Annotated in this window: 10 protein-coding genes; 5 read left to right on the plus strand and 5 right to left on the minus strand. The window is 73.9% G+C overall.

The features are described from left to right. Positions 1-142: 142 nt before the first annotated feature. On the minus strand, positions 143-1,675 hold the full coding sequence (locus ITJ55_RS00360) for an MFS transporter (protein WP_194593620.1): 1,533 nt from the start codon (positions 1,673-1,675) through the stop codon (positions 143-145). 75 nt (positions 1,676-1,750) lie between these two features. Between ITJ55_RS00360 and ITJ55_RS00365 the strand changes: the two genes are divergently transcribed. Next, complete coding sequence (locus tag ITJ55_RS00365; protein WP_194593621.1) at positions 1,751-2,407, plus strand: TetR/AcrR family transcriptional regulator; 657 nt, start codon at positions 1,751-1,753, stop codon at positions 2,405-2,407. Between the two features lie 133 nt (positions 2,408-2,540). Further along, positions 2,541-5,120, plus strand: a complete 2,580-nt coding sequence (locus tag ITJ55_RS00370) for a carboxylate--amine ligase/circularly permuted type 2 ATP-grasp protein (protein ID WP_194593622.1) — start codon at positions 2,541-2,543, stop codon at positions 5,118-5,120. Positions 5,121-5,142: 22 nt separating this feature from the next. Here ITJ55_RS00370 and ITJ55_RS00375 read toward each other — a convergent pair whose 3' ends face one another. After that, complete coding sequence (locus ITJ55_RS00375) at positions 5,143-5,499, minus strand: hypothetical protein (protein WP_194593623.1); 357 nt, start codon at positions 5,497-5,499, stop codon at positions 5,143-5,145. Positions 5,500-5,597: 98 nt separating this feature from the next. On the opposite strand from ITJ55_RS00375, the gene ITJ55_RS00380 reads away from it, so the two are divergent. Both ITJ55_RS00380 and ITJ55_RS00385 read left to right on the plus strand, forming a co-directional pair. Beyond that, on the plus strand, positions 5,598-6,866 hold the full coding sequence (locus ITJ55_RS00380) for a hypothetical protein (RefSeq protein WP_194593624.1): 1,269 nt from the start codon (positions 5,598-5,600) through the stop codon (positions 6,864-6,866). A gap of 128 nt (positions 6,867-6,994) precedes the next feature. After that, positions 6,995-7,741: a hypothetical protein gene (locus ITJ55_RS00385; RefSeq protein WP_194593625.1), complete on the plus strand. Its 747-nt coding sequence runs from the start codon at positions 6,995-6,997 to the stop codon at positions 7,739-7,741. Positions 7,742-7,853: 112 nt separating this feature from the next. On the opposite strand, the gene ITJ55_RS00390 is transcribed toward ITJ55_RS00385, so the two are convergent. The 3 genes from ITJ55_RS00390 to ITJ55_RS00400 form a co-directional block, all read right to left on the minus strand. Further along, positions 7,854-8,528: an HAD family hydrolase gene (locus ITJ55_RS00390; protein ID WP_194593626.1), complete on the minus strand. Its 675-nt coding sequence runs from the start codon at positions 8,526-8,528 to the stop codon at positions 7,854-7,856. A 64-nt stretch (positions 8,529-8,592) separates the two neighbouring features. Continuing rightward, positions 8,593-9,306 carry a response regulator gene (locus tag ITJ55_RS00395; RefSeq protein WP_194593627.1) on the minus strand — a complete coding sequence of 238 codons (714 nt, stop codon included), beginning with the start codon at positions 9,304-9,306 and terminating at the stop codon, positions 8,593-8,595. After that, positions 9,303-11,093 carry a sensor histidine kinase gene (locus ITJ55_RS00400; protein ID WP_194593628.1) on the minus strand — a complete coding sequence of 597 codons (1,791 nt, stop codon included), beginning with the start codon at positions 11,091-11,093 and terminating at the stop codon, positions 9,303-9,305. Before ITJ55_RS00400 ends, ITJ55_RS00395 begins: the two co-directional genes overlap by 4 nt. A gap of 222 nt (positions 11,094-11,315) precedes the next feature. On the opposite strand from ITJ55_RS00400, the gene ITJ55_RS00405 reads away from it, so the two are divergent. Next, positions 11,316-12,944, plus strand: coding sequence for a cation:dicarboxylate symporter family transporter (locus ITJ55_RS00405; RefSeq protein WP_194593629.1), 1,629 nt, complete (start codon positions 11,316-11,318; stop codon positions 12,942-12,944). Positions 12,945-12,998 lie beyond the last annotated feature (54 nt).

Raw genomic sequence — 12,998 nt, forward strand, 5'->3', positions numbered from 1 at the left:
GTGACGGGCGACGCGTCCTGAAGGGCGCGGCGTCCTGACCGACGCGGCGTCGTGACCGGCGCGGCGTCCGTCACCGACACGACCCGCGCCTCCTCGGCCCGAGGGCTGAGGAGGCGCGGGTCCTGCGTGCGTGCGGCTCGCGTCAGTGCACCGGCACCGGGGCGTCGACGGCGGGCGAGGTCGACGGGTCGACCTGGTCCGACTGCGGCACGCGTCGGCGGAACACCAGCGCCGCGACCACCGCGCCGACCGCGAAGAACCCGGCTCCCCACCAGTACGCCGTGGCGTAGCCGGTGACCGCGGCCTCGGCGGCGACGGCTCCGGTCGCGGGCAGGTGGTCGGCGACGTAGTTCGCGGCCGCGGTCGCGGCCAGCGTGTTGAGCAGTGCGGTGCCGATCGAGCCGCCGACCTGCTGGCTGGTGTTGACCATGGCCGAGGCGACGCCCGCGTGCCCGCGGTCGACGCCGAGCGTGGCGGTCTGGATCGACGCGGGCATGATCGAGCCCATGCCGAAGCCGAGCACCATCAGGGCCGGCAGGACGTTCGCGGCGTAGGTGCTCTCGAGGTCGAGTCGGGTGAGCAGCAGCATGCCGATCACGCCGAGCGCCATGCCGAAGGGGACCATGACCTTCGGCCCGAAGCGCGGCACGAAGATGTTCGTCGACAGTTGGGCCGCGAGCACGAGCATGGCGATCATCGGCAAGAAGGCGAGCCCGGTCTTCGTCGGGGTGTAGCCGAGCGAGGTCTGCAGGTAGTAGGTCACGAACAGGAAGATGCCGAACATGCCGGCGCCGGCGATGGTGACCGAGGCGTAGGCGGCACCGCGGTTGCGGTCGAGGACGATCGACAGCGGCAGCAGGGGGTGCTCGGCCCGACGCTGCCATGCCACGAACGAGCTGAGCAGCACGACGGCCGCGACCAGGAACCCCCAGGTCAGCGGCGAGTCCCAGCCCTGGGTCTCGGCGTTCGAGAACCCGTAGACGAGCGAGAACAGGGCGCCGGAGACGAGCAGCGTGCCGGGCACGTCGAGCTTGGGGCGCGGGCCGGTGCGGGTGACGTGCGACACGAAGATCGCGGCTCCGACCACGGCGACGGCGGCGATGACGACGTTGATGTAGAGGTTCCAGCGCCACGAGGCGTACTGCGTCAAGAACCCGCCGAGCAGCAGGCCGATCGCGCCGCCGGCCCCGGCGATGGCGCCGAAGACGCCGAAGGCCCGGGCGCGCTCCTTGGGGATCGTGAAGGTCGTCGTCAGCACGGCCAGCGCGGTCGGGGCGAGCAGCGCACCGAAGGCACCCTGCAGGGCACGGGCGAAGACGAGCAGTCCGAAGGTGCCGGCCGCGCCACCGAGGGCCGAGGCGAGGGCGAAGCCGATCAGGCCGATGATGAAGGTGCGCTTGCGACCGATCAGGTCGCTGACGCGTCCGCCGACCAGCAGCAGGCTGCCGAACGCGAGCGAGTAGGCGGTGATGATCCACTGCCGGTCACCGTCCGAGAAGCCGAGGTCGGTCTGGGCGGCGGGCAGGGCGATGTTGACGACGGTGGAGTCGAGCACGACCATCAGCTGCGCGAGCGCGACCGTGGTGAGGGTCCACCAGCGCCGTGACGACGGCGGGGTGGGCGAGGACGAGGAGGCGCGGCTCGCGCCGTCACGGGAGGTGGAGGCCTGAGACATGAGCGCGAGCATATACGAGTCCCGACAGTTTCGGATACAGCCAGTTTCGTAAACATCCGATGTAGAGTCACCCCCATGACCGACAGGGAAGGCGCGGCGACGACGCCCGCCGAGGCCGAGCCCACGACGCCCGGGCGACCCGGACGCAAGCGCGACCACAGCCGCGACCCCGAGATCCTCCAGTGCACCATCGACGTGCTGGCCGAGACCGGGTTCGAGGGCATGACGATCGAGATGGTCGCCGCCCGGGCCAAGGCCGGCAAGGCCACGCTCTACCGTCGCTGGGCGTCGAAGGGCGAACTCGTCGTCGACGCCGTGGCCTGCCTCAAGCGGGGTGCCGTCGACCTCGACGACCTGCCCGACACGGGCACGTTGCGGGGCGACCTCGTCGCGATGATCAAACCGCAGAGCATCGACGAGGCCGAGAAGAAGATGCGGGTCATGGCCGGCGTCGTCACGATGCTCTCGACCACGCCCGAGCTGGCCGAGGCGGTCGACGCCGCGATCGTCCAGCCCCGCGCCGAGGCCAACCGACTGCTCATGCGCCGTGCCCTCGAGCGCGGTGAGATCTCGGCCGACGCCGACATCGAGGCGCTCGCGCTCGTGACCCCGTCGATGGTGTCGTACCGGGTGCTGGTGCTGCGCAAGCCCGTCGACCGCGAGTTCTTGATCGGACTCATCGACGGCGTGCTGCTGCCGGCCGCGGGGGTGCGCCAGACCGCCGACGTCTGACCCGGCCGACGACCCGGCCGACGACCCGCAGGTGATGCCGCCGGTGACCCGGCTCGCGCCTCCTCGTGTTCCGATCATGTGAACTCCTCATGAAACCGGGGACGCGGCGGGGGCCCGCCCTTACTGTGCAGGCATGAGCGCAGAGCTGACGCTGGGGGCCGAAGAAGAGCTGCACCTGATCGATCTCGAGACGGGGCGGTTGTCGGCCCGGGCGCCGCACCTGCTCGCCCGCCTGCCCGCCGACCGCTACGGGGCCGAGCTGCAGCGCACGACGGTCGAGACCAACGTGCCCGTCGTGACCACGCTCGACGACCTGCGCCGCGAGATCCTGACGCTGCGGCGCGACCTCGTCGAGGTGACGAGCGCCGAGGGGCTGGCCATCGGGGCGGTCGGCACGGCGCCCCGCAGCGAGTTCGCCGACTTCGAGCTCACCACGACCGGTCGCTACGGCCGCATGCACGAGCAGTACCGGCTGCTGGTCGACGAGCAGCTGATCTGCGGCCTGCAGATCCACGTGGGCGTCGCCGACCGCGACCTGGCCGTGCAGATCGCCGGGCGCATCGCCCCCGTGCTGCCGGCCCTGCTCGCCCTGAGCGCGAGTTCGCCCTACTGGAACGGGCAGGACACCGGGTACGCGAGCATCCGCTCGATCATCTGGCAGCGTTGGCCGAGCGCCGGGGCGACCGGGCCGATGGCCGACGCCGCCGAGTACGACCGCCTGTTGGCCGACCTGATCGGCACGGGCGTGATCGCCGACAGCAAGATGGCCTACTTCGACGTGCGCCCGTCGAGCCACGCGCCGACCCTCGAGCTGCGGACCTGCGACGCGTGCCCGTTGGTCGACGACGCCGTGCTGATCGCCGGGCTGTACCGCGCCGCCGTCCGTCGGGCCGAGACGGACGTCGAGGCCGGTCGACCCGCCGAGCACCGGGCAGCACCCCTGCACCGCGCCGCGATGTGGCAGGCCGCGCGCAGCGGGCTCGGCGGCGAGCTGCTCGACCTCGAGCAGCACCCGTCGCGGCTGCCCGCGGCCGAGGCGGTCCGCCAGCTCGTGACGCGGCTGCGGCCGCAGCTCGAGGAGTTCGGCGACTGGCAGACCGTGACCGACCTGGCGGAGGCGACGCTCGCCCGCGGCAACTCGGCCGACCGGCAGCGTGCCGCGTTCGCCGAGCGGGGGCGGCTCGACGACGTGGTCGACCTCGTCGTCCGCGAGACGCACGGCCCGGCCGCGGGGCTCGACGCCCCCGCGCCGACCCTCGTGGGGTACCGGTTCCGCGCCGGCGACGAGGCGATCGGTCCGGGGCTGCACCCGCGCCCGGCCTACCGCGACGTGGCCGGGTTCTTCCAGGAGCTCGGCCCGACCGAGGCCCACGCCCGTGCCGTCGCCCGTGACGCGTGGTGCGAGCAGGCAGGGCTCGGCTTCGGGGTCGGCGGCGACCACCGGGCGTTCCACTGCGACCTGGTGCCGCGCATCGTCACGCGTCACGAGTGGAGCCAGCTCGAGGCCGGCCTGACCCAGCGGGCCCGGGCGATCGAGGCCTTCCTCCGCGACGCCTACGGCGAGCGCCGGGTCGTCGCCGACGGCGTGCTGTCCGCCGAGCAGGTCCTCGGTGCGGCGGGTTGGCGGGACGAGGCCACACGTCTCCCTGCGGATGCGGTGCGCGCGCCGGTGCAGGGCTTCGACCTGGTGCGGAACGAGCTCGGCGGGTGGCGGGTGCTCGAGGACAACGTGCGGTCGCCCAGCGGGGCGGCGTTCTCGATCGCCGTGCGGCGGCTGCTCGACGAGGTGGTGCCGGACGCTCCGCGGCCGGCGGGGCTGCTCGACCCGACGAGCGTGTTCGCGGTGCTGCGGGCGACGCTGCTGGCGCACGCCGCGCCTCCTCGGGGTGACGACGGCGACGAAGGTGACGTCGCCGTCGACGGCGCGACCCGCGTGCCGGTCGCGGCGATCCTGTCCGAGGGGCCGACGAGCTCGGCCTGGTACGAGCACCGCACCCTCGCCGAGGGGGCCGGCCTGCTGCTGCTGCAGGCCGACGACGTCGAGGTCCGGGAGGCGCGGGTCGTCGACCGCCGGACGGGCACGGTCGTCGACGCGCTCTACCTGCGTCTCGACGGCGAGTTGGTCGACCTGCACGCGCCGCACGATCCGCTGCTCGGCGAGCACCTGATGGACGTGGCGGCCGCGGGCGACGTCGTGCTCGCGAACGCCCCCGGCAACGGGCTGGCCGACGACAAGGCGATGTACTGCGCCGTTCCCGACCTGATCTGGTACTACCTGGGCGAGCGTCCGCTGCTCGAGTCGGTGCCGACCTACCGGACGGGCGACCCGGCCGAGCGGATGGCCGTGCTCGAGCGCGTGGGCGAGCTGGTCACCAAGCCGGTCGACGGCGAGGGTGGTCGGGGCGTGCTGATCGGCCCGTCGGCGAGCGCCGCGGTCGTTGCCGAGCGCCGGGCCGAGATCGCCCGGGATCCGGCCGGCTGGGTCGCCCAGGAGGTCGTCACGCTGTCGTCGCACCCGACCCTGACCTCGACCGGGTTGCAGCCGCGTCACGTCGACCTGCGCTGCTTCGTCTACCTGACGGGCACCGGTGCGGGCGAGAGCGTGCTGGCCGACCTGGGGCTCACCCGGGTCGCTCCCGAGGGCAGCATGATCGTCAACTCGTCGCAGGGCGGGGGAGCGAAGGACACCTGGATCGTCGGGGACGTGAGCTGACGCAGGGCCCGCGCCGCTCGGGTCAGAAGGGCCCGGCGGCCGTGGCGATCGCCTCGAAGAGGGCGGTGGTGTCGTCGTCGCGGCGCTTGACCGAGGTGCCCACGGTGCCCCCGGGGGAGTGCACCTCGGCAGAGACGCGGCTACCGCGGTCGGAGGCCGTGAAGTCGAGTCGCACGGCGTCGGCGACGTGCGCCGACGCCGACCGCCGCAGCAGGGTGGCGCCCGATTCGTCGGCGTCGCTCAACGAGAACGTCGGGCTCGCCTGCAGGGCCCGGCGCACGAGTCCGGGCAGCATCGCCACCGGCAGCTTGAGGTCGAGCGTCGCCCGGGTCACCTCGGGGTCGCCTCGGACGATCTGGGGTCCACGCGTGTCGGCCATGGTCGGAGCGTAGCGCCGACCGTCGGGTCGTGCGTGCGGCAGCGGCCGCCATCTCTGAGGATTACTCGTCCTCGCGGGTGAACCCGTACTCTGGCCGGATGAGTGAACCGACCCCTCTGCCTGCTTCGAGCGGCACGCCGTTGCCGCCGCCGCCGTCCGCCGACGAGATGCGGGTCGCCAGCGAGCGCATCGACGAGCTGACGCGGGTCGCCGAACTCCGCGGCATCGACGACACCGACGCCCAGGCCGATCTCTGGGACGCCATCTTCGCGCTCGACCGCTGGTGGTTCGTCGCCCGCGGCGAACTGCCCGACGTGCAGCCCCTGGTGGCCGAGGTCGACGGGCGTCCGATGGTCCTGGCGTTTACGTCGCCCGAGCGGGCACGGCAGCACGGCCTCGCACGAGGACTGTCCGACGACGAGGCCGGCCGACTGCTCGCCCTGCCCTCCGCCGGATTCGTCGACGACGCCGCGGCCCTGGAGCGGACCGGCGTGTTCGGCGTCCTCGTCGACGTGCAGGGCAGGGGGCCCTTCGCGCCGCTCGGCGCGCTCGAGGCCATGCGGCGCTTCGGCCTCGACAGGCAGGCGCGACGCCGGAAGGGTGCCGAGGCGGCCGCCGACCGTCGATCGGGTCGCCCCGCGTCCGCCGACGCGCCCGCCGACCGTCAGCCGGGTCGCTCGGCGTCCGACGACGAGCCCGCCGACCGCTTCGCGCTCCCGACCGATCCGCCGGTGCTCGTGGCCGCCCACGACGGGCGTCGACTGCGTCGTCAGCTGGTCGGTTCCGGGCTGGGCGTCCTGCTCGCCCTCGCGCTGATGGCCGCCCTCGTCACCTGGTCGATCACGAGCACGGGGTGGCTGTGGTTCGTCGTGGCCCTGTGGGTGCTGCCGACCCTGCTGCCCGTCGCGACCTTCTCCGAGTACGTCGGTGCGGCGCGTCGTCGCGGAGGCCGGCTGCTGGCGGTCCACGCGTCGGCGATCGTGATCGACGGCAGCGTCGTCGTGCCCTGGAGCTCGGTCACGCGCGTGAGTTGGGTCGACGGGCCGGCCGGCCCCCTGGCCGGCGGCACCGGTCGGTCGATGCGCCGGGTCTCGTTCGTGGCGCGCCTGTTCGCGATCGGTGACGGCAAGCGGCTCGTCAACTTCCACCTGCGGGACCACGACGAGGTGCGTCGGCACGCCGGCAGCGCGGGGACGACGCGTCTCGTCGACCCGACCCGGGCGACGCCCTCGCTGCCGGCCGATGCCGCGCACGCGTACGTGGTCCTGACCGACGCCCTCGGCCCGAAGGACTTCGCGGCCCTGACCACGGCCCTCCGTGGCATGGTCGAGGCCCGCGGGCTCGGCTGGGCACGCGCGGCGGAGTAGCCGGACGGGCCGGCCCGGCAGGACCCGCCCGGTCGGCCCACGTCCGCCCGGCCCGGTCGGCCCCCGTGTCCGGCTCCCGTCCGGTCGCCGTCCGGTCGCCGCGCACCGGGTCGCCCTACGCTGGGTCGATGCCGAGCCCCGACCCGTCGACCCGCCGCCGACCGAGCGGCACCGCCGCCCTGACCTGGGGCGTCGTGCTGCTCGCGATCGCCGTGGTCGGCTCGCCGATCGGGGCCTCGGTGCTGCTCGTCGGCCTCGTGGCGCCGGGGCGCCAGTCGTCGGTCGACGTCGTCGTCGCGCTCGTCGTCGTGGCCGTGCTCGTCGCGGGCGGTGTCGTGCTCGTGCGCATCGGGGTGACCCAGAGGAGGCGCGCGCGGCTCGAGCGGGTCGTCGACCGGACCGCCTCGCCGACCGGGCCCACGGGGTCGACCCTCGCCGCGCCTCCCGGGGTCGCCTCCTCGGTCGAGGCACCCGTCGCGATCCCCGGCCCGGTGGGCGCACCACAGGAACGGATCGCCGCGATCGTCGCCGACGACCCCGTCGCCCTCTGGCGCTCGGCGTTCCGCCTCGAGGCCTGGTGGTTCGTCGACCGCGGCACCGCGGGGGCCTCGAAGCCCTTCGCCGTGGTCGACGAGGGCACGCCGACGCTGCTCGCCTTCACGTCACCCGAGCGCGCCCGCGACTCCGCGCTCGCGCGAGGGCTCGACCCGTCCGCCGCCGACCGGATCGTCTGGCGGGCACCCGCCGACTTCGTGGCCGACGTCGGCACCTACACGCGGGCCGGGCTGAAGCGGCTCGCGCTCGACCCCGACCAGCACGGGGCGTCCGGCACCCTGGCGACGCTGCCCGAGATCGCGCGGCTCGTCCGGCGCTGAGGGCCGGCGCCGAGGTCCGGCGTCGGTGGCCGGTGCCGCGGTCCGACGCCAGCGGCCGGCAGCGCGGTCCGACGCCGGCGACGGGTGTCGCGGTCCGACGCGGACGATCGCGTCAGAGACCCGGGAACGCCTCGGTCAGCGACGTGAGCACGGCGTCGGCCCCGGCCTCGCGGAGTTCGTCGACCGAGTGCTTGCCGCTCGCGACGCCGATGCCGGTCGCCCCGGCCGCGTGCGCGCTCGTGACGTCGTGCGGGGTGTCGCCGACGACGAAGACCTCGGTCGGCGACAGGTCGTGGCCGACGAGCAGCGACGCCTTGCGGATCGCGGCCCGGGTCGCCTCGGTCCGGTCGGGGCTGTCCGATCCGTAGCCGCCGAAGACGAACCAGCGGCCGAGCCCGGCCGGCTCCATCTTCGTGCGGGCCGCGCCCTCCATCGCGCCCGAGATCACGCCGAGGACGACGCCGGCGTCGCTCAGCGCCCGCAGCGCCTCCTCGGCCCCGTCGAGCATCCGGTACCCCTCGGAGGTGCGGATGTCGTCCGCCAGGTGCCAGAGGTAGGCGGCGTAGAGCGCCGCCATCTCGGCGTCGGTCGGGGTGCGCCCCATCACGCCCTCGAAGGTCTGCCGGCCGACCTCGGGGTCGGTCTCGCCCGCGCTCGTGTGGTCGCCGATGTCGGCTGCCACGCCGTGCAGGTGGTCGAAGGCCCAGGTCCAGCTGCGTCCGCCGGCCCCGCCGGTGTGCACGAGGGTCTCGTCGATGTCGAACAGGACGGCCAGTGGTTTCTGCATCGTCCCGGTCTACCGGCCCCGTCGGGCGGTCCGCCCAGCAGGCCGGCAGCCGGGGTACGTCGGGTCAGTTCCAGCGGTAGCCGTGCTCGGGGCGGCCCGGGCTGCCGTACCGGGGTTCGCGGGTCGCCGCCCCCGTGTCGGCGAGGTGTTCGAGGTAGCGGCGGGCCGTCACGCGCGACACCCCGGCCGCGTCGGCCACCTCGCCGGCGGACGGCGACCCGCCCCGACGCAGCACGGCCACGACCTGGTCGAGGGTCGCCGGGGCGAGTCCCTTCGCCAGCGCCGGGGTCGGCGCCTGCCTCAGGCTGGCGAGACCGAGGTCGACGTCGGACTGCGTCACCTGCCCCTGCCCGGCGGCGAGCGACTCGCGGAACGCCCGGTAGGCCCCCAGGCGCTCGGCGAAGGTCGCGAAGGTGAACGGCTTGATCAGGTACTGCACGATGCCGAGCGACACGGCCGTCCGCACCACGGACGCGTCGCGGACGGCCGTGATCGCGATCACGTCGACGGTCGACCCCGCAGCCCTCAGGGCGCGGCACAGCTGCAGGCCGTGGGTGTCGGGCAGGTTCATGTCGAGCAGCACGAGGTCGAGCCCCGTGCCCCCGGGTGCACCGGCCGCGCGCACCGCGTCGAGCGTCTCGCGACCGTCGCGGGCCCGGCCGACCACTTCGAAGCCCTCGAGCCGTTCGAGGTAGGCGACGTGCGCCTCGGCGGTCAGGGGCTCGTCCTCGACGACGAGCACCCGGACCCGGTCGTCGGACGAGGAGGCGCGGGTCACGACCGCACCCCGCCCCGGTGCCGCACGTCGGCGTCGGCGTCCCCGGGCCGTGGGTCGGGCAGCAGCACCGAGAAGGTGGTCCCGTCGGGCCCCGTGGCGACGTCGAGCCGACCCCCGACCCGACCCACGGCCTGACGCACGAGCGCGAGGCCGATGCCGCGTCCGCCCACCGCCGCCGGCTTGGTGCTGAAGCCCCGTCGGAACGCCAGCTCGACGTCGCCGAGCCCCGGCCCGTCGTCCTCGACGTCGAGCTGCACGCCGCCCTCGACCCGGGCCACGGTCACCTCGACCCGTGGCGGGCGGACCGGGGCGGGCGCGGGGTCGAGGTCGGCGGAGGGGTCGAGCGTCGGGGCCACGGCGTCGAAGGCGTTGTCGAGCAGGTTGCCGACGATCGTCACGAGGTCGCCGGGCTCGACGTCGATCGCCCCCAGCCCGGGTTCGACGTCGACGCGCAGGTCGATCGAGCGCTCGCGGGCCTGCGCGGCCTTGCCCAGCAGCAGGGCGGCGAGGGTCGGCTCGTCGATCGACGCGACGACCCGGTCGGCGAGCCGCTGCCCGAGGTCGAGCTCGTCGGCGGCGAAGCGCAGCGCCTCGTCACCGCGGCCGAGCTCGATCAGCGACACGATCGTGTGCAGCCGGTTCGAGAACTCGTGGGTCTGCGACCGCAGCGCGTCCGAGAGCGTGCGCATGGTCTCCACCTCGCCCGAGAGGTGCGCGAGCTCGGTGTGGTCGCGCAGGGTGGTCACCGTCCCGAGCGTGCGCCGGGGGCGGAGGCGGGCCGCGCCGGTCACGGGCGCCGCGCCTCCTGCGGGCACCGCGCCTCCAGCGGGCACCGCGTGGGGCAGGGACCTCGTGCCCCGCCGGCCGGGCGGGGGAGGCGTGCCGTCCGAGGGCTCGGTGACCTCCTGGTTGACGACGAGGACGCGGTCGTCGGTCACGTGCACCTCGTCGGAGGCGCGGCGACCCGAGGCCAGCAACTCGCGCAACGAGGCGGGCACCTGCAACTCGTCGAGCGGCACGGGCGCGGCGATGCCCCCGGGCGGCAGGTCGAGCAGCTCGGCGGCCTGGTCGTTGTAGAGCGTCAGCCTCCCGCGCTCGTCGACCAGGACGAGGCCCTCGCGCACCGAGTGCAGCACGCCCTCGTAGTAGGCGAACATTCGCGCGAGCTCTTCGGGGCCGCGACCCCAGGTGACCCGACGCAGGTAGCGGCTGAGCAGCCACGACACCACGCCGCCGAGCAGCACGGTGGCCCCGGCGGCGGCGAACACCAGGGGCAGGCGCTCGCCGACGGACTGCGTGATCGAGTCGACCGTCACGCCGGCCGACACCAGGGCGACGACCTCGCCGTCGCTCTCGATCGGCACGACCGCCCTGACCGACGGGCCCAGGGTGCCGGCGTAGGTCTCGGTGAACGACTCGCCGCGCAGCGCGGGGGCGATGGTGCCGACGAACGGGCGGCCGATCTCGGCGGGGTCCGGGTGCGTCAACCGGGTGCGGTCCGGGCGCATGATCGTGACGAAGTCGGTCGAGGTGTCGCTCATCAGGGCCACGGCGTAGGGCTGCAGGCGTTCGCTCGGGTCGTCGGTCGCCAGCGCGCTGACGACGTAGGGGTTGTCGGCGATCGAGGTGGCGAGGGCCAGGCACGCCCGTGCGGCCGAGCGGTCGGCGTCCTCGCGGGCCGAACGGAGGGTCCAGGCCGTCGCGAGCACGGCGACGGCGACCACGAAGACCACGAGCAGCGCGAAGAGCCGGGTGGCGATGCTCCACCGGGTGGGATCGACGGTCATCTCGGGCGGGCTCCTCGCTGCGCTGCGGCCGGGTCCATCATGACGCACGGCGGGACCGGAGCGCGCGGCGCGGCCGGACCGCGCGGCGCGGCCGGACCGCGCGGCGCGACCAGTATGACCAGAAGGTCGACGGCCGCCGGAGGAACGACCAGAGTCGCGACACCGCACCCCCGCACGACCGTCGACGACGACGCCGCCGGTCATGAGCTCGAGGAAGACCCCATGGCAAAGACGCACAAGGGCCCGCAGACCCCCACCCCCGGCGGCACGACGCTGACGAACGGCGTTCGTGCCCGTCGCCGCATCGACCGCTCGCACTGGCTCTACATCGCGGTGATCGTCGCCGTCGCGGCCGGCATCGTCGTCGGCCTGACCGCCCCCGAGGTGGCCGTGCAGCTCAAGCCGATCGGTACGGCGTTCGTATCGCTCATCTCGATGATGATCGCGCCGGTGATCTTCTGCACGATCGTGCTCGGCGTCGGATCGATCGCGAAGGCCGCCACCGTCGGCAAGGTGGGCGGGCTCGCGCTCGGCTACTTCATCGCGATGTCGACCTTCGCGCTCGCGATCGGCCTGGTCGTCGGCAACCTGATCCACCCGGGCGAGGGCCTCATGGTCGGCTCGACCGGCTACGAGGCGCCCGCCGCCGAAGAGGCCGGCGGCACCGCGGCCTTCTTGCTCGGCATCATCCCCGAGACGCTCGTGTCGTCGCTGACCAGCGGGTCGATCCTGCAGACGCTGTTCGTCGCGCTGCTCGTCGGCTTCGCCCTGCAGCGCATGGGCGACCGCGGCAAGACCATCCTCGAGGGCGTCCGCAACCTGCAGCTTCTGGTGTTCCGCATCCTCGCGATGATCATGTGGGTCGCCCCCATCGGTGCGTTCGGCGCCATCGCCGCCGTCGTCGGCGAGACCGGCGTCGCGGCCATCGTCGCGCTCGGCACGCTGATGGTCGCCTTCTACATCACGTGCATCCTGTTCGTGGCCGTCGTGCTCGGCACGATCCTCAAGCTCGTCACCGGCGTCAACATCTTCCGGGTGATGAAGTACCTCGGCCGCGAGTACCTGCTGATCGTCTCGACCTCGTCGAGCGAGGTCGCCCTGCCCCGCCTCATCGCCAAGATGGAGCACCTGGGGGTCTCGAAGCCCGTCGTCGGCATCACCGTGCCCACCGGCTACTCGTTCAACCTCGACGGCACGGCCATCTACCTGACCATGGCGTCGCTGTTCATCGCCAACGCCATGGGCACGCCGCTCAGCGTCGGCGAGCAGGTGTCGCTGCTGCTGTTCATGATGATCGCCTCGAAGGGTGCCGCCGGCGTCACCGGGGCCGGCATCGCCACCCTGGCCGGCGGACTGCAGGCCCACCGCCCCGACCTGGTCGACGGCGTCGGCGTCATCGTCGGCATCGACCGCTTCATGTCGGAGGCCCGCGCCCTGACGAACTTCACCGGCAACGCCGTCGCGACGATCCTCGTCGGCACCTGGACGAAGCAGATCGACAAGGACCGCGTCGAGACCGTGCTGTCGGGTCGCGCGCCCTTCGACGAGGCGACCATGAACGCCGACGGGCACGGCGCCTCCTCGGCCTCCGGCTCGTCGGGTCCTCTGGCCACGACCGCCCACGAGGACGAGGCCGCGCTCTCGACCGACGACGCCGGTCGACCCACCGGGGCCCGACTGCTCGACGGTCGCACGGGTGGGCTCGGCTCGCTCGAGGGCACCTCGCCCGACCGCATCTCGACCGGGTCGCTGCACGCGATGGTCGGCACCGACGGTCGCCGGGCCGACGAGCAGCTCGCCGATGCCCCTGCGGGCGACGCGCACTCGGACGACGAGCCGCGCCTGCGGTAGGCCCCCGGCCCGAGACCCCGGAAAGTCACCGAGACCCCCGTGCGCGCGCGGGGG

Origin of the sequence: Frigoribacterium sp. VKM Ac-1396, assembly GCF_015350895.1 — a bacterium.
Taxonomy (GTDB): domain Bacteria; phylum Actinomycetota; class Actinomycetes; order Actinomycetales; family Microbacteriaceae; genus Frigoribacterium.